The sequence below is a fragment of the Pedococcus sp. genome (assembly GCF_036000045.1).
In the GTDB taxonomy this organism is placed as follows: domain Bacteria; phylum Actinomycetota; class Actinomycetes; order Actinomycetales; family Dermatophilaceae; genus Pedococcus.
Genome location: NZ_DASYGF010000016.1, coordinates 22,983 through 39,843, shown reverse-complemented (window position 1 = coordinate 39,843; position 16,861 = coordinate 22,983). Strand labels below are relative to the sequence as shown.

Annotated in this window: 18 protein-coding genes; 8 read left to right on the top strand and 10 right to left on the bottom strand. The window is 70.8% G+C overall.

The genetic code is table 11. The features are described 5' to 3' along the window. Positions 1-100 precede the first annotated feature (100 nt). Positions 101-646, bottom strand: a complete 546-nt coding sequence (locus VGN50_RS02405) for a dsRBD fold-containing protein (RefSeq protein WP_327443040.1) — start codon at positions 644-646, stop codon at positions 101-103. A gap of 574 nt (positions 647-1,220) precedes the next feature. Here VGN50_RS02405 and VGN50_RS02400 point away from each other — a divergent pair. From VGN50_RS02400 to VGN50_RS02380, 5 genes are all read left to right on the top strand, one after another. Then, complete coding sequence (locus VGN50_RS02400; RefSeq protein ID WP_327443039.1) at positions 1,221-1,805, top strand: hypothetical protein; 585 nt, start codon at positions 1,221-1,223, stop codon at positions 1,803-1,805. 115 nt (positions 1,806-1,920) lie between these two features. After that, positions 1,921-3,132, top strand: coding sequence for a GAF domain-containing protein (locus tag VGN50_RS02395; protein ID WP_327443038.1), 1,212 nt, complete (start codon positions 1,921-1,923; stop codon positions 3,130-3,132). 92 nt (positions 3,133-3,224) lie between these two features. After that, complete coding sequence (locus VGN50_RS02390; protein WP_327443037.1) at positions 3,225-4,748, top strand: aldehyde dehydrogenase family protein; 1,524 nt, start codon at positions 3,225-3,227, stop codon at positions 4,746-4,748. Between the two features lie 4 nt (positions 4,749-4,752). Beyond that, a complete protein-coding gene (locus tag VGN50_RS02385; protein WP_327443036.1) occupies positions 4,753-5,148 on the top strand; it encodes a DUF779 domain-containing protein in 396 nt (131 codons plus the stop codon). A gap of 92 nt (positions 5,149-5,240) precedes the next feature. Continuing rightward, positions 5,241-6,518: an HNH endonuclease gene (locus tag VGN50_RS02380; RefSeq protein ID WP_327443035.1), complete on the top strand. Its 1,278-nt coding sequence runs from the start codon at positions 5,241-5,243 to the stop codon at positions 6,516-6,518. Positions 6,519-6,590: 72 nt separating this feature from the next. Here VGN50_RS02380 and VGN50_RS02375 read toward each other — a convergent pair whose 3' ends face one another. Continuing rightward, on the bottom strand, positions 6,591-7,115 hold the full coding sequence (locus VGN50_RS02375) for a DinB family protein (protein ID WP_327443034.1): 525 nt from the start codon (positions 7,113-7,115) through the stop codon (positions 6,591-6,593). Positions 7,116-7,168: 53 nt separating this feature from the next. Further along, entirely contained in the window at positions 7,169-8,389 is a 1,221-nt protein-coding gene (locus tag VGN50_RS02370; RefSeq protein ID WP_327443033.1) for a hypothetical protein, read from the bottom strand. A gap of 82 nt (positions 8,390-8,471) precedes the next feature. Between VGN50_RS02370 and VGN50_RS02365 the strand changes: the two genes are divergently transcribed. Beyond that, positions 8,472-9,125, top strand: coding sequence for an MBL fold metallo-hydrolase (locus VGN50_RS02365; protein ID WP_327443032.1), 654 nt, complete (start codon positions 8,472-8,474; stop codon positions 9,123-9,125). A gap of 4 nt (positions 9,126-9,129) precedes the next feature. On the opposite strand, the gene VGN50_RS02360 is transcribed toward VGN50_RS02365, so the two are convergent. Beyond that, a complete protein-coding gene (locus VGN50_RS02360) occupies positions 9,130-9,282 on the bottom strand; it encodes a hypothetical protein (RefSeq protein WP_327443031.1) in 153 nt (50 codons plus the stop codon). 159 nt (positions 9,283-9,441) lie between these two features. Continuing rightward, positions 9,442-9,690, bottom strand: a complete 249-nt coding sequence (locus VGN50_RS02355) for a DUF2630 family protein (protein ID WP_327443030.1) — start codon at positions 9,688-9,690, stop codon at positions 9,442-9,444. A 58-nt stretch (positions 9,691-9,748) separates the two neighbouring features. On the opposite strand from VGN50_RS02355, the gene VGN50_RS02350 reads away from it, so the two are divergent. Further along, positions 9,749-11,689, top strand: coding sequence for a DUF362 domain-containing protein (locus VGN50_RS02350; protein WP_327443029.1), 1,941 nt, complete (start codon positions 9,749-9,751; stop codon positions 11,687-11,689). Beyond that, complete coding sequence (locus VGN50_RS02345) at positions 11,686-12,837, top strand: NAD-dependent epimerase/dehydratase family protein (protein WP_327443028.1); 1,152 nt, start codon at positions 11,686-11,688, stop codon at positions 12,835-12,837. Before VGN50_RS02350 ends, VGN50_RS02345 begins: the two co-directional genes overlap by 4 nt. On the opposite strand, the gene VGN50_RS02340 is transcribed toward VGN50_RS02345, so the two are convergent. The 5 genes from VGN50_RS02340 to VGN50_RS02320 form a co-directional block, all read right to left on the bottom strand. Then, positions 12,785-13,498 carry a hypothetical protein gene (locus VGN50_RS02340; RefSeq protein WP_327443027.1) on the bottom strand — a complete coding sequence of 238 codons (714 nt, stop codon included), beginning with the start codon at positions 13,496-13,498 and terminating at the stop codon, positions 12,785-12,787. The two genes, VGN50_RS02345 and VGN50_RS02340, sit on opposite strands and share 53 nt — an antisense overlap. Positions 13,499-13,508: 10 nt before the next feature. Next, positions 13,509-14,324 carry a hypothetical protein gene (locus tag VGN50_RS02335; protein ID WP_327443026.1) on the bottom strand — a complete coding sequence of 272 codons (816 nt, stop codon included), beginning with the start codon at positions 14,322-14,324 and terminating at the stop codon, positions 13,509-13,511. Beyond that, positions 14,321-14,944: a hypothetical protein gene (locus VGN50_RS02330; RefSeq protein ID WP_327443025.1), complete on the bottom strand. Its 624-nt coding sequence runs from the start codon at positions 14,942-14,944 to the stop codon at positions 14,321-14,323. Before VGN50_RS02330 ends, VGN50_RS02335 begins: the two co-directional genes overlap by 4 nt. Positions 14,945-15,010: 66 nt before the next feature. After that, on the bottom strand, positions 15,011-15,475 hold the full coding sequence (locus VGN50_RS02325) for a hypothetical protein (protein WP_327443024.1): 465 nt from the start codon (positions 15,473-15,475) through the stop codon (positions 15,011-15,013). 36 nt (positions 15,476-15,511) lie between these two features. Continuing rightward, positions 15,512-16,732 (bottom strand): hypothetical protein, encoded by a 1,221-nt coding sequence (locus tag VGN50_RS02320; RefSeq protein ID WP_327443023.1) that lies wholly within the window; start codon positions 16,730-16,732, stop codon positions 15,512-15,514. Between the last annotated feature and the right edge of the window lie 129 nt (positions 16,733-16,861).

The following is a 16,861-nucleotide window of genomic DNA, read 5'->3' as shown; positions in this document are numbered from 1 at the left end:
AAGCTCAAGCAAAGGCACGTCGAGGAAGTCCACTGTGTTCCGGCGCGCCTTGTAGGGGACGTCGGCGTCGATGAGGGAATGAACATCGGCCTCACGGCAGCTAGGTCGGCCGCACGACGACGTCGTGCTCTCCGGTGAGCGCTTCGATATCACCCTGGGCGGTGGCGACCAGCTCGTCCGCGAGATGCCGCAGCGCGCGAGCGACGGCCACCTCGTCCCCGATCTCGGGCACCGGCCGGTCGTGGGGTCCACGTGTGCTCTGACCGCGAGCCACGAGGTGATGTGGAGAGTCGGCCAGCAGGACTGCCTCTGCGTGCGTGTCGTCGGTGGACTCGAAGAGCCTGACGCGAACCTGCCAGTCGTGAACGTGGCGTCCTTCGTCGCGCGAGGCCGACGACGGACTCGGCTCGGGCACCATCGCCGGGCCTGCTGTCGCACCGGGCTCTGGCGTACCTGTGTGGTCCTCGCCGATGCGCAGGACCGAGCCCGGGCCCGGGAAGAACAGACCGACGTGTCCGTCACTCCACCGGATGAGGTACGGCGGCGTGCCGTCGGCGCCGTGGACCTCGAGGATCTCACCGTCACGCAGCGGTTCGTCCAGCGTTGCTGAGGCGAGGACGATCCGTTGTCCCACATATGCTTTCACGACGCTGACCTTCCTCGAAACGTGTCCCAGTGGCGTTGAACACCCGATGTGTGCCGCCTTTGCCCAGCATTCGTCCGACCGCTCGCGCGATGTAGTGCCGTTGGTCCTGCCGCGTGTTGCCAGTTCCCAACGCAGGAGTCCAGCTCGCCTTGTCCCCTGGTGAGAGTGAACCAGCGAAGCGGCCGCCTCGTTCTGCGCGGACACCCGCGCGCTGGTGCGCGCCACATACGAGCGCCTCAGCGTGGGCAAGCTCGGGTATACAGCGCTTCAGGCCCTCCTGCTGTGGCGATGCCGCGCCTGCGTGGGGAAGCTCCACCGTCGCTCCCACGCTAGGAAGCCCCAGTGGCGCGGAGCAGTGCCAGAAGTTCCCACGGGCCGGCAGGAAGCAGCGCACCTCAAGTGACCGTCCTCACACGGCTACAGGCCTCGGTCGGGCCCTTGGTCCCTAGTGGCAGCACGACACAGCCAGCAATCATCAACATTGCCACCGGATTTCGGCGGTGGTCGCGACGCCCTCGACTGGGCAGCACTCGAAACAACCGGCGGCCAAGGGTCCCGCGGAAGGTAGAGAACAATGAAGCGCAAGACATTCGATGCCCTGCTCACCAGCGGTGGGCTCGTGCTGGCCGTCATCCTGCTCTGCGCCGGTGGCCTACTCACCTGGGCAAGCACCTTCATCGGCGACCAGGTACATACCCAGCTCAGCGAGCAGCAGATCTTCTTCCCGCCCAAGGGACCCGCGACAGCCAGCCCGGAGATCGGCCCGTACCTGAACCAGTACGCGGGCCAGCAGCTCCTCACCGGCGCACAGGCCGAGGCCTATGCCGACCACTTCATCGCGGTTCACCTCAAGGAGATCGGCGGCGGCCTGACCTATGCTCAGCTCAGCGCCAAAGCACAGGCCGCACCCACGGACACCAAGCTGGCGGCAACGGTCGCGACGATGTTCAAGGGTGAGACCCTGCGCGGTCTGCTGCTGAACGCCTATGCCTTCGGCACGATGGGCGTCATCGCGGGGTTCGCCGCGCTCGGTGCCTTCATCGGCGCCGCGGTGATGCTCCTTCTGTCAGCGCTCGGCTTCGCCCACCTGAAGCGTGTTCCGCCCGACGCACAGCTTGGGGTGCCCAGCCCGCCGGCCTACGCACTCAGCCAAACCTGAGGCAGCTCTCACACGGGCCTTCATCGGGCATCCACCGGTGAAGGCCCGTGTTCTGCGTCCCACGCGACATTCGACGACACCCCGGCGGCACAGACTTCCCTGGCACACTGCCGACATGGAGCCGAGCTCGACGGTGCGCGCGCAGGTCGCGGACTCGTGGCTGCGCTCCGCAGCCGCGGGAGTCGTCGCGGACCAGGTCGAGGCGCCCATCACGATCGACGGCCAGTCCCTGCGGGATCATCGGGTGGCCCACCCGCTGGCCCAGGTCTTCCCGCTGCTCGACGACGTTCTCGGTCGAGCCGCGCGCGAGTGCGACGCGATCATGGCCGTCGCCGACTCCGCGGGCCAGCTCCTCTGGGTGTGCGGCACGCCGAGCGTCCTGCGCGGGGCCGAGCTCATCGGGTTCGTCGAGGGCAGCAACTGGGACGAGCGGATGGCCGGCACCAACGCGCCGGGCATGGCCCTGGCCCTCGGGGAGCCCGTCAGCGTCATCGGCTCCGAGCACTTCCGCTCGTCGGTGAAGCGCTGGAGCTGTGCCGCAGCACCGATCCACGACCCAGCGACGCATGCCGTGCTCGGGGTGCTCGATCTCACCGGCGGCGACGAGATCGTCGTCCCCCAGACCATGGCGATGGTGCGTGCCGCGGCACGGATGGCCGAGGCGGAGCTCGCTCGCGAGCTCGTGACGCGCGCGTATGAGACCCAACCCACCCCGTCGAGCTCACGACTACGCGTGCAGATCCAGGCCCTGGGGCGCACCGACGCGCTGCTGTCGATCGACGACGGGCGAGGCGCGCCGCACACCCTGCGGCTCAGCCCGCGACACAGCGAGATCCTGCTGTTGCTCGCGTCCGCGCCCCGCGGCCTGTCGGGGGACGAGCTCGCCGTGCTGCTGTACGAGGAGAACGTCTCAGCGTCGACGCTGCGAGCCGAGCTCAACCGGTTGCGGTCACTGCTGGGTGACGAGCTGTTGGCGTCCCGCCCATACCGGTTGACCTGCGAGGTCGCCGGAGACTGGCTGGCCGTCGAGGCCCAGCTGGCAGCCGGTGCACCTGGTGCAGCACTGCGGACCTACCGAGGCCCACTCCTTCCCGGGTCGACCGCCCCGGGCGTGACGCGACTGCGCGACGGCTTGAGCGGCTTGCTGCGCCGGGCTGTCATCGGCAGTGGCGAGGCAGACCTGATGTCGACGTGGACCCGGTCGGCGTGGGGTGAGGACGACTACGAGATGTGGACCACGCAGCTGGCCTGCCTCGGCCCATCCTCGCCGCTGCGCCCTTTGGTGCTCGGCCAGATCGCCCGCCTGGACCGCGAGCACGGCATCTGACCTCCGCCCGTGCAACGTGGTCGCAACGTTGCGCTGCCTAACGTCGTCCCATCCCCATCTGGGGCACCACCAATGACGTTGGGAGAACAGCGATGACGGTCTACGCACCCCCCGGAACCGAGGGCTCGAAGGTCACGGTCCAGCCGCGCTACGGGCACTTCATCGGCGGCAACTGGGTCGAGCCGAAGAAGGGCGAGTACTTCGAGAACATCTCACCGGTCACCGGCCGAGCGTTCACCGAGGTCGGCCGCGGCACGGCTGAAGACATCGAGGCGGCCCTGGACGCGGCCCATGCCGCCGCGCCGGCCTGGGGCAGGACCTCGCTGGGCGAGCGGTCCCTCATCCTCAACCGCATTGCTGACCGACTCGAGGAGAACCTCGAGATGCTGGCCGTCGCCGAGACATGGGACAACGGCAAGCCGGTGCGCGAGTCCCTGGCCGCCGACCTCCCGCTCGCCGTCGACCACTTCCGCTACTTCGCGGGCGTGCTGCGGGGGCAGGAGGGGTCCAGCAGCGAGATCGACCAGGACACCGTGGCGTACCACTTCCACGAGCCCCTCGGAGTCGTCGCGCAGATCATCCCGTGGAACTTTCCGATCCTTATGGCCACCTGGAAGCTCGCCCCCGCCCTTGCGGCCGGCAACGCAGTCGTCCTGAAGCCTGCGGAACAGACTCCCTGGTCGATCCTCAAGGTCATGGAGCTCATCGGCGACCTGCTGCCGGCAGGGGTCCTCAACGTGGTCAACGGGTTCGGTGTCGAGGCGGGCAAGCCGCTCGCCTCATCGAACCGTGTGGCCAAGGTGGCCTTCACCGGCGAGACCACGACCGGGCGCCTCATCATGCAGTACGCCAGCCAGAACATCATCCCCGTGACCCTCGAGCTCGGCGGCAAGAGCCCCAACATCTTCTTCGACGACGTGGCCACGTCGAGCGACGCGTTCTACGACAAGGCGCTCGAGGGCTTCACCATGTTCGCCCTGAACCAGGGCGAGGTCTGCACGTGTCCGTCACGTGCCCTCGTACAGCAGTCGATCTACAGCGACTTCGTCGGCGACGCGATCCAGCGCGTGGAGAAGGTGAAGCAGGGCAACCCGCTCGACACCGACACCATGATCGGGGCCCAGGCCAGCAACGACCAGCTGGAGAAGATCCTCTCCTACTTCGACATCGGCCGGCAGGAGGGGGCGAAGGTCCTGACCGGCGGTGAGCGCAACGTGCTCGACGGCGACCTCGCCGAGGGGTACTACGTCACGCCGACGGTGTTCGAGGGCACGAACTCGATGCGCATCTTCCAGGAGGAGATCTTCGGACCCGTGGTGTCCCTGACCGGCTTCTCCGACGAGGCGAACGCGCTGGACATCGCCAATGACACGCTCTACGGCCTCGGCGCCGGGGTGTGGACCCGGGACGGCTCGCGCGCCTACCGCGTGGGCCGCGCCATCAAGGCCGGCCGAGTCTGGACGAACTGCTACCACCAGTACCCGGCGCATGCGGCTTTCGGTGGGTACAAGCAGTCAGGTATCGGCCGCGAGAACCACAAGATGATGCTGGACCACTACCAGCAGACCAAGAACCTGCTCGTGTCCTACTCTCCCGACGCCCTCGGGTTCTTCTAGACCGATGACGACTGACCCGCAGACCCGGGTCGACTTCACCGGTGAGGCGGCGGACCTGCTCCGCCGCCTCACCGCGAAGCACGGCCCCCTGATGTTCCACCAGTCCGGCGGCTGCTGCGACGGCAGCTCCCCGATGTGTTACCCCGCAGGCGAGTTCATCACCGGCGACGCCGACGTGCTGCTCGCCGACCTCGCGGTGGACGGGCTGGCTGTGCCGGTCGAGTTCTGGATGTCGGTGGCGCAGTATGAGTACTGGAAGCACACCCATCTCACGGTCGATGTGGTCAAGGGCAGGGGCAGCGGCTTCTCCGTCGAGTCTCCGGAGGGCGTCCGGTTCCTCATCCGCTCGCGCCTCATGAGCGAGGCTGAGCTCGTGGCCTTCGGCCTTCTCGGGGACTGATGCCCCGGTTCACGACAGCACCTCCACCAGCTGTTCCACCCCCGGCGAGCCAGCACGGACCGGCTGTCCGACCCTCACAGTAAGCTGGACACATGTTCGATTCCGGGGGGATGTCGGCGGCCGAGGTGCGATCCGCCACGGTCGCGCTGGCGCAGTGCTCGACCGCAATGGTCGATCGCGAGCGGATCGACCTCATCAGCGCACTGGAGGAGCTGAAGGCAGCGGCCGCGGCCCTCCAAGCTCGCCTGTCCGTGGCCTTCGACGACTCCCAGCGCAGGCTGCAGGCAGCCCAGGGGGTGCCCGCACGCGAGCAGGGGCGCGGCGTCGGCGCCCAGCTCGCCTTGGCTCGGCGCGAGTCTCCACACCGCGGTTCCCGATACCTCGGCCTGGCCAGGGCCCTGGTGCGCGAGATGCCACGCACCATGGCTCACCTGGAGGCGGGCCGGATCAGCGAGTGGCGAGCCACGCTGATGTGTCGAGAGACGGCGATGCTGACCGTCGAGCACCGAGGCGAGGTCGACGAGCGGCTCGACGCCGAGCTGCCGAGCATGTCTGACCTGCGGCTGGTCCGTGCCGCTCGCGGGCTTGCAGCCACGCTCGACGCCGACTCGGTCGCGCGGCGCGCCGCTTGGGCCGCCCTGGACCGCCGCGTCTCACTCCGACCAGCACCCGACACCATGACGGTGCTGACCGGCTTGCTTCCGGTCGCCCAAGGCGTGGCCGCATATGCCGCTTTGGACCGCCATGCGCGCGAGCGCATCGCCGCTGGGGACGCCCGAGGGCGCGGTCAGATCATGGCCGACACGCTCGTCGAGCGGGTGACCGGGCAGGCCACGGCCGAGGCGCCCGCCATGGAGCTCCAGGTCGTCGTGCCAGTCCAGACGATCGCCGGCCTCGGGGACGAGGCCGCAGAGGTCGCCGGCTTCGGGCCGATCAGCGCTGACACCGCGCGGTCGCTGATCGCGACCAGCCTCGCCGGAGGTGCCCCGGTCTCGGTTCGCACGATGTTCGCCACGGCCGACTGCACCCAGCTGGTCGCGCTGGAGAGCCGCCGACGCCACTTCCCGGCGGGGCTCGCCCGGTTCCTCGCACTTCGCGACAAGATCTGCCGCACTCCCTGGTGCGACGCACCCGTCCGGCACAGCGACCACGTGCTCCCAGCCGGCCGTGGCGGTCCGACCAGCTCGACGAACGGACAGGGCCTATGCGTCGCCTGCAACCAGGCGAAGGAGTCGCCAGGATGGCGTGCCGAGGTGCTTGCAGACGGCCTCTCACCGGGCTCACCTCACCGCGTGCGTCTGACGACGCCGACAGGCCACAGCTACGACTCCACCGCCCCGCCACTGCTGGAGTCCCGCCGTGCCAGCTGAGGCCGGGGCAGGCTGATGCATCATCCCCGGCTCAAGCCTCCTGCCTGGCGAACGCCTCCCTCCCGAGCGACCTCAGGACGATGGCGTCGGCGTATCTCCAGAGAGCCGCTCGGCCATGACCTGCTCCCTGAGGATGTCGGCGTGCCCGCAATGCTGGGCCAGCTCGCGCAGCAGGTGCAGATAGATCCATCGCATCGGCAGCGGTCCGCGACGGTTGCCGCTCACGACGTCGTCCAGCCCCAGCCCGGCCCCCGCCGCTCGCGACGCCTCGCACGCGGCTCGGTACCCCTCAAGCACTGACGAGATCGTCTCCTCGGCAGACAGGTCGAACGACTCGTCGGGACTCGCAGGCAGACCGATCTCCTGGCGGGAGCGACGAGTGACGGCCTCGTCGAACCACACCCGCTCCACGAAGGTCGCGTGCTTCACCAGTCCCAACAACGTCGTCTTCGAGGGCACCAGCCTTCGGCGCGCCTCCTCCTCACTCAGGCCGTCGAGGCAGTGGAGCAGCGCCTCTCGGTGGTCGTCCACGAACGACTCGAGCTGGGCGTGCAGTGGCGCGTCGAACATCGCGGGGTCGAGGCTGGACGTCGGCATGGGGCCGAGGCTACCCACGCGGGCCCGCGGACAGGGAGCGGCGCACCACCGTCCTACTCACCTTGCAGGAGGCGCTGTCTCCACGACGGCCGAGGTATGCCGCGGTCGAGGGTCGCGCCCACGGTCGCCGACGACCGCCCGCTGAGGCGATCACCCCACGTCACCGCGACGCCACCGCACGGCTCACCGGCGGGCGCCGGCACGCTCACATCGCAGCCGAGCGACGTGACCTGGACGACCGCCCCGGGGAAGCCCAGCACCGTGACCGCGTTCGAGACTCGCGCCGTCGTGCGCGGACCCCACGGGGCGACGCCCGCCGACACGACGGCCCCGGGCACCACCACCTGTTGCGCCCGCAGGGAGCCGGTCACGGCTCGGACCAGGGCTCGTGAGCCGTCGAGCGCCACCTGCAGAGCTGACAAGGGGGCCGTGCCCACCGCCTGACCCAGCACGGCACCGACGACGGTCACGGGCCGGGCGCCCACTCGCCTCGTGGCGGCAAACAGCAGGCTGCCCCCGGCCGCCCGCGTCGACCCCGTCTTGATGCCGATGACACCGTCGGAGCCGAGCAGAGAGTTGTAGTTGGACACGACGCCGGCCACCGGAAGCGTCGCCGTCTTCTCGGCCATCACCGCCGCCAGGACGGGCGCACGGAGGGCCCGTTCGCCGACCAGTACCTGGTCCGAGGCGGTGCTGGTCGTCTGGGGGCTCAGGCCGCTCGCGTCGGCGTAGTGGGTGTGCGTCGCGCCCCAGGCGCGCGCCTGCCGGTCCATCTTGGCCACGAACGCCGGGACACTCCCCGCGTCCCACTGCGCCAGCATGTCCGCGACGTTGTCGGCGGAGGGCACCATCAGCGCCTCGAGCGCCTGCCGCTCGGTGATCCGCTCTCCGGCGACGACCGGAACCATCGAGTCGCCGGTGCCGAGCGCCGCAGCAAACGCCCGTTCGTCGGCGGGAGTCACGGTCAGCGACGGTCCAGGCGCGTTGCCCGCCAGGGGGTGGTCGCGCAGGATCACCAGGGCCGTCATCACCTTGGCGACGCTGCCGATCGGGACGGGCCCCGACTGACCATGGACCCCGGCCGTGCCGACACCCTCGACCACCATGGCTGCCTGACCGTGGGTCGGCCAGGGAAGCGCCACCGGCTTGCCAGGCAGCTGGACCTCAGCCGACGCCACCGGGCTCATGACGACCGCCGGCAACGGCGCACGCAGCCGGAGCGCTGCGAACCCGCCGCCCCCGGCGAGCACGACGCCTACCACGGCCGCTGCCACCCACCAACTGGGATGTCGCCGCCGGGAGGTCGCCACCGGGCGATCGTAGGGCCTCGCACCGACCATGCGAGAGGATGGTCGTATGCCGCACCCCTCGCCCTCCCCTGCCGGCGTCCGCGTCGAGCGCGTCGTGACCGCGGGCACCGTGCCCCGAGCCCACGGCGACCTCACCCTGGAGAACAACACCTGGGTCGTCGGCGACGACGACGAATGCGTGGTCATCGACGCCGGCCATGACGGCCGCGCCATCGTCAAGGCGATCGCCCGCGGTCGCAGGGTCAAGGCCGTCCTGGTCACCCACGGTCATTTCGACCACATCGATGCGGTCGGCGAGGTGTGCGACGGCACGCGCGCCCCGGCATACCTGCATCCGGCCGACAGGTTCCTCTGGGACGACCACTACCCCGTGACGCCCGACGAGGACCTGGCCGACGGGGCGACGCTCACGGTCGGAGATGTCGAGCTGACGGTGCTACACACCCCTGGACACACGCCCGGCTCGTGCTGCTTCCACGCACCCGCGCTCGCCGCGGTGTTCACCGGCGACACGCTGTTCCCCGGCGGCCCCGGGGCCACGCGGAACGACCACAGCGACTTCGCGACGATCATCGACTCCATCCGCGACCGGCTCTTCACCTTGCCGCCGGACACCATCGTGCTGCCCGGCCACGGTGACTCCACGGTCATCTCGCGGGAGGCACCGCAGCTGCAGGAGTGGGTCGACCGGGGCTGGTGAGGGCCTAGAGCAGCATGGTCCCCGCGAGGACGAGCAGCACGGCCGCGGCGTAGAGCAACACAGCGACCAGCACCACGGCGAGGGCTGTGTGGCCGATCCACCACCGCGAGTCGTGGCGTGGCAGGTCGACGTGCAGGTGAACGAGATCCGTGCGCATGGGGCGCACCCCCTTCGTCAGTACCCGGCTTCCTTCGAGGGTAGCCCAGGACCGCAGCCGACAGGCCCATCCCACGCTGATGCGCACTGGTGCAGGCCGAAGCTGACCGCCGCGCGCCAAGGGGGCCCGCCACAAGAGGGGCGGCGGGAACAGCTCAGCTCAGCCGGTGTACCCCTCGACGACCCGGGCGTCGCGCACCTGGGCCTCGTCGGGGTTCTCGCCGAACTCGCGGCGGGCCCGCCGCTGGCGCAGGAGGTCCCAGCACTGGTCCAGCTCGACCTCGACCCTGCGCAGGCGCTCGTGCTCCTCGCTCACGCTGATCTCGCCGTCCGTGAGCTGCGAGCGCAGCCCGTGCTCCTCATCGATCAGCCTCTGGATGCGCTGCTGGATGTCCATGTCATCGGCCACCCCGCCACTATCGCACCGGCCCCTACCGCTGGCCAGGGTCCGCTGCTTTCATGGACGGGTGGCCCCTGAGGGTGTCCGGAGCCGGGAACCGCTGGCCTGCGTCGTGGTCAGGGGTGGGGGCGTTGCGGCCCTGGCCCAGGCGGTGACGCGCCTGGGACCCCGGCTGACCGGCTCGGCCGTCGTGCTGGCCCACCTCTCGCAGCCCACGCCCGTGAGCGCAGCGGTGGTCCACGAGGTGGTGGACCTGCTCGTCGAGGGGGGCTGTGACGAGGTGGCCGTCGGCTGGTCGCTGCACACGTTCGACCGCGACCGCGGGCAGCGCTCGGTGCACACCCTGGCCCAGCTGGCCGGCATACGTGGGCGAACAGGTCGCGGGCGCGCGTACGAGCTGCTCGACCTCGGGTCCGAGACTGTCGCGGCGCCCGTGCCGGAGACCAGCGTCCTGAACGGCCGGCCGGTCTCGGCAGCCTGGGCGCGAGCGGCCACGAGGGTGGTCGTGGCGCGCGCGGTGACCGACCTCGTCGACGGGTATGCCGGGTGCCTGACCACGCTGCTGGGCGCCGCACCCGAGGTGGCCGGCGCCGAAGCCGCTGACATGGCGACGGACCTGCTGGCCCACCTGCCGCCCACACTCGTCGTGGTCGACGCGCTGCGGCCGAGCGTCGGCGCAGACGGAGCGCGGCTGCCCGACCTCCTGGACTGCGGTGACCTCGTGGCGGCCACGGACGCCCTGGCTGCCGACACCGCCCTGGCCGCGTTGCTCGGACAGGACCGGGCCGCGTCGCGGCTCGTCGAACGGGCTGTGGAACGCCTGCGGTCGCCGCGCGGCGGCATAGACGGCGTGCTGACGCCCATGAAGGGCGCGCGTCATGCCCACCCGCTCGCCGGCTCGGCTGCCCGGCACCTCGCGGCGGACCCTCGTTGGGAGCGGGTCCTGAGCGCGGCGACCGGCGGCCCGGACGAGGGCGCCGAGGCCGGCGACGCGGTGCTCGGGGCGATCCGCGCGGTCGTCACCCCCCTGGTGGCCGCAGCGGACGATGCGATGGGGCAGGCCGGGCTCACCGCACTGCTGGGCGTGGCCGCGGCCTCGCACGAGGGCGTGCAGGCCTGGTCGACCGGGCTCGACAAGAGCAGGGTGGACCGACGCGAGGTGTCGCTGGGGTTCGACCCGATGTCCTACTCCCCCAAGGAGTACGACGCGCTGCCCGAGTTCTTGGCTCCGTTCGAGGAACTCCTCGACGGCGTATCCGCCAACGCCGACGGGATGCGGTGGCGGCTCGTCGACGGAGCGACCGTCTTCGAGATGTCCCGCGACCTTGCTGCCGACTTCGACCAGTTCGTCGCGCGGGTGGACGTGGCTGCGGGGATCAGCCTGATGGCCGACTATCTCGGCGGTCGTCGCGTCACGGTGTCGGCCGATGGGGAGCCGAGCTCGCCCGGCTCGACCCGCCAGGCCGAACGCAACCTCTATCTCCCGCAGCCGAACTACCTGGCCGTCTGGGGAGGTCGGCCGATCGACGTCTGCAAGATCGAGCTCGTCGAGCGCGATGCGGACCGGCATCGCCTGACCTGGCGAACGACTCACAGCCCCAACGGCTCAGCGACCTACGACGACGGCAGCCTGACCTTCACCAGGCTTGGCGCCGGAGCCTCGGGAGGTACGCGTGCCACGGTGCGGGGACGGCAGCTGTTCACCCTGCCGCCCGCGTGGGCCGGGGTCGACCTCACAGCGGTACCGGAGCTGCGGCACCCGTTGCTGGAGGACGCCTATCGCCGGTTCTTCACGACGACCTTCGACAACCTGGAGGCCTGCTTCGAGGGTCGGGAGTTCCGGATCGGCCGCCCACCACCTGATCCCACCGGACCGCTGGCGACCCAGTCGCTGGACCTGATGCTCGGTCTCGCCCGCGACTGGCTCGGCACGGCTGACGGCCCGGGCCAACGGCTGGAGACCGTCGTCGACCCACAGGGCTTCCGGCACGCCAGGGGGGCGCGGTGAGAGTGGCGGTCACCGGCGCCACCGGCATGGTCGGCGGCCAGGTCGCGCGCGCGGCCCTGCAGGCAGGTCACGAGGTCCGCGCGGTGACCCGCGACGGTCCTGCGGTCGGCACCCTACGCATTGGCGAGGACACCGTCGAACGGGTCACCGCACCCCTCACCGACCGCCGCCGACTCGCCGTCGCCCTGACCGGCTGCGACGCCCTCGTCCACTGCGCCGCCGTCTATGCCTTCGGGGGCGCCCGGGCCGCCGAGGTCGAGCAGGTCAACGTCGACGGCACCCAGGCCGTGCTCGAGGCCGCAGCCGACGCGGGGCTGGCGCGAGCCGTCGTCACGTCCTCGTCCGTCACCTGCGGGTCGAGCAGCATCCCGCGCGCGCGCGACGAGACCGACCACCTCGGCGCCGAGCCGGCACCCGCCTACTACGCGAGCAAGGTGAGCCAGGAGGAGGTAGCCCTGGAGACGGGGGGACGGCGCGGCATACCGGTGGTGCTGGCCTTGCCCACCGTCATCCTCGGGGGGCCCTTCACCCGGCTGGCCCCCAGCAACGCCATCGTCCTGCGCTATCTCCTGGACCCCACGCGGAGCACCTATCCCGGCGGCTGCAACGTCGTTGACGCCCGAGACGTCGGAGCCGGCCACGTCACGCTTCTGGAGCGTGGCATCGCGGGCGAGCGCTACCTGCTCGGCGGCGACGACGTCACCTGGCGCATGCTGCACACCCTGGTCGCCGAGCTCGCCGGGCTGCCCGGCCCCTTCGCCGAGATGCCCGCGGGCAGTGCGTGGACGGTGTCGGCAGCGACCGAGCTCTGGGCACGCGTGACCGGCACCGAGCCCCTGTCGACGCGGGACGAGGCGCAGACCGTGGGCAGGTACTACTGGTACACCTCGGCCAAGGCCCACGAGCTCGGGTATGCCGGGCGGCCGGCGCGCGCCGCCGTCGCCGCCTCGCTGGCGTGGCTGGCGGTGAGCCCGGACCTGCCACGCTGGGTGCGAGAAGGACTGCGGCTGCATCCGGAGGTGCGGGCCGCCAGGCCGCTCGTGCCTGGGCCACTGCCAGGCGAGCCGGCGTCCGAACCCCTCGGTGCGGCCACGGTCAGGACCCGACCTCCACGGTCACGTCCAGCGTCGCCTCGTCGCCCCCGCTGACCTCGACCGTGCCGACGTACCGCTCACCAGGCTGCACGAGCTCGGCGGTGAGCTCGGTCTCCAGGACCACCTGCTGCTCCTCCCCCGCGGGCAGCGTGACCTGGTCGGGGTCCACTGTGAGCGTCAGGGCGATGACCGTGCCGCCCAGGTCCCGCAGCTCACTCGGACGGAGCACGACCCTGCGGGCGCGAGGATGCTGGTTGGCCACCGTGACCGACGCGCGGGCGGTCTGGCCGGCCGCGCCCCGCAGAGTCACGGGCACATGTCTCCCGTCGAGATCATCGACCGCTCGGCCACCCTCCGGGCTGCCGTCAGCGGCGGCGCCGCGACGACGCGGCTGGTCCCGGCGAGCGCCGGCGCGTGCGCCTGCTGCAGAGGTGTCACTGATGATGCGGGCGGCCGTGCGGCTGCTGAGCGCCATCAGCTCACCCGCGTAGTCGAGGCCCAGCGCCCCGACCTCACGCCAGTACCGTGCGCCTTCACGGCTGACGGCATCGACGTAGGCGCGGCCGGTGGTCGTCCGGTCGACGTCACCCGCGAGGGTCGCCCGTCCGAGCTCAAGCGACTGTCGCGCGAAGCTGGCTTGCGCCTGCAGCGCCTGCCGCGCCAGCTCGGTGATCCGGGCCAAGGTCTCCTCAGAGCTCGAGGTCTGCTCACTCATTCCCGCCTCCTCAGCAGCAGCCGCAGTCACAACAGATGTCCACGGCGTCGCACCTGCCGGGACTCACGACGACCGCGACGCGAAGCGGTCGGCCGCACCCCTCGAAGCGCACATCGGCATAAGCGCTCACGGACTCGTCCACGTCCGTAGCGGAGGCTTGGGAGTTGTCGCCGGCCTGGTCGCCCGTGCCGCCGGTGTTCGCCACGTCCCCGCCGCCCACCGAGACCATGAGCCGGACCACTCGGTCCTCACAGGGGGCGAGCACCAGCTTCTCGGCCTCGAGGACGCCACGGACCTCCAGCGCCCGACCGCCGCACACCTGCCAGGGGCCGACGGCCAGCGTCACCTCACGCTCGCGACGCCACCGGTTGGACAGCCGGAACGGCACGACCCGCACCTCCCCCGCTCGTGCATGGACGACGACATCCGCCTCGGGCACGCAGCAGCCACACGTGTCACGACACCCCTCGCGCGCCTCGCGTCCACAGCGGCAGTCGCAACCGCAGTCGCAGTCGTGGCGACGGGGGCCGCAGTGGTCATGGTCGTGGTCGCAGCGGTCGTGCTGGTGGTCGTGGGGGTCGTGGTGGTGGTCGTGGCCGGGTCGGGAGCCGGGGCGGCCCGGCTTGCCTCGCGGCGCGGCAGCCGCCCCCCATCCCGGCGGCTGTGGCACGGCGCCGGCCCAGTCCTGGGCCCAGCGCGACCACTGGTCCCAGGCGGAGCCGGACTGGTCCACCCACTGCTGCATGGCCTGGGTCCATCCGTCGCGCAGCGTCGCGAGGTACTCGGTGGCCGAGGTGGGCGTTGACATGGGGGTTGCGGTGCTCATGACGGTGACTCCGATGCGGTGCGGGGAAGGATGATGACGTCGAGGTCGGCGAGGCCGACGGGGATGCGAGCGGTATGCCGCCGGGTCGGGTCCAGGTCAGGCACCTCCACGTGCCCGGTGACGCTCACGGTGGAGGCGGCCGTCGCGACCACGGCCTCGTCCAGGACCAGGGAGACGTCGGGGCCCGGGTCGGGGCCGCCGTCGTCGGTGCGAGCACGAGACAGCGCCGCCACGGTGACGTCGACGTTGCCCTCGTTGGTGACCTCGAGCTCGATGTCCTGGCGCCCCGGGCCGGCGAGGACCCGACGCGGGCTCACCCGCATGGCGAGGTGCGACTCCACCCGCACCACCGCCGCCCGGCGTACCCCACCCACCTCCAGCTCTGCGGCATACTCACCGGGCGAAGTGGCCGGGTCGACCGAGAACGACACGGGCACGGCCACCGTCGCACCCGCCGGGATCACGGCACCCACCCCTGTGGGCACCGCGACCTCGCCGAGGCCGTGCAGCGCCGCCGCACGCACGGCCAGCTGGCGGTCGGCGGTGTTCTCGACGGTGACCGTGGTGCGCAGCTGGCCGGGAGGGCCGGTCAGCACCAGAACGGCGGGGTCACGCTTCACGGTCGGGTGGCCTCTGCGTTCTGCGCGGTCCTGTTCCTCGACCGTCGGCTGGCGGGCATGGCCGCGTCACCGGTCGACCAGGACGGGCCCGTGGTGCTCGGGCCTGACGTGGGTGCTCGTGCAGCCGCGCACGGTGATGGCGAACAGCTCGAACCCCAGGACGGACCAGGCCCACTGCTGCTCGTACGGCGTCGTGACCTCCGTCGCGGGCGGAGGCGCCAGCTCGAGCCGCACGCAGGTGTCGACCGCCACTGGCTTGAGGTCGACGCTCGAGGTCGTGTCGACGCTCGACGTCGTGTTCACTGTGGACGTGGTGGTGACGGGCTGAAGGGTGATGGTGGCGTCGCTGTGGACGGTGTTCTCCCCGGCCAGCGTGGTCGTGAGGCCGCCGGCCAGAGTCGCCGTCTCACCCCCGGCCAGAGTGAGCTTCATGTCGTCGAGCCCGGTCAGGGTCGAGGTCACGTCCGCGGTCACGTCACCGTGCAGCGGGCTGCCGCCGAAGATGGTGGTGTCGATCGAGTAGTCGGCCATCAGGGTGCTCCTGGTCTGGACGGTGTGGCTGGACGGTCAGAGGGTGGGGCTGACGAGGTAGGAGTGGTGGAAGCCGAGCCGCGGGTCGCCCCACGCGGGCAGACCGGGGTCGAGCTCCTGCAGCTCCGGCATGACGACCCGGTCGCGGATCTCCAGCGAGGGGTAGTCGTAGACGGTGATGTGGTTCTGGCCTCGGTTCGCCGTGAACAGCAGCGTCTGGTCGGCGGAGAGCTGGCACGCGTAGATGCCATCGAGCAGGGCGCCCCGGCTCACCCGCAAGGACTCGGCGAAGGCGTTGCTGTTGCCGAAGAACCCGGCCCGCATGAACGACTCGGTCAGGGTGGTGGCCGACTGACGCGTCAGCGCCCAGCTCTCGAGCGCACCCGGGTGCTCGTCGATGAGGCGGTGCCTGCTCAGGGTCAGCAGGTCGACGAACACGACGGTGTGGCTACCGCCCGTGCAGAAGATGAGCTCGGAGTCCGAGATGGTCACGTCCGAGTTGATGTGCGCCGGCACGTCGCGGTCGGCGGTCCAGTGCCGCAGCACCCGACCCTCCTCGGCGTCGATCTCGAAGGCGTACTGGCGCAGCCACGCCATGCCCCAGTGCTCCCAGTCGGTGCGGTCGGCCGGCGTGACGCGGAACGAGATCGCGTAGAAGACGTCGAGGACGGGGTGGCAGACGAGGTGCCAGCAGGTCGTGGGCAGCTCCACCCGGCGGACGTCTCCGGTCACCGTGTCGAGGATGCCGACCTCGCGGGCCTCCCCCCGGGTGGGATGGTCCATGCCGCCGTACACGATGTAGCGCCCAGATGCAGTGCGCTTCATCGCATGCGGGATCTTCAGTCCGTGGGGAGCGACCTGTTCGGCCTTGGTGAGCCGGTTGAGGTCGAACTTCCACAGGTGCTCGCCGATCGAGGTGACGAACTGCGTGTCGTCGAGCCAGACCAGGTGGGTGCTGCCCTTGATCGTGGTGTCCGGAACCTCGAAGCGCAGGGTCGAGATCCGGTCCGCCTCCTCGAGGGTGGCCAGGTCGTAGAACAGCAGGTGCTGACCGGTGTTGCCGAGGAAGCCGACGCGCCGGCTGGGGTCGGCACTCGGGGCATGGCCACCGGAGGCGCCGGGGAAGTAGGCGATCTTGTAGGCGTGGTCACCGCTGACCGGGTCGTAGCGGAAGAGGCACACGCCGGCCCTGCCCTCGAGGCCGTTCAGCCCGTTGCCGTCGAGAGCGACGTGAAAGGCGTATGGATAGCTCCGCACTGGCATCCCCGGCCCGCTCGAGTACCCGGGGTTCCCGGACGGGCCCCCGCATCACACGGTACCGGGAGGCCAACGGGCCCGATAGGGCCCAACGCCAGTCGAGTGGAGCCATTCGCGTTCATCCACAAC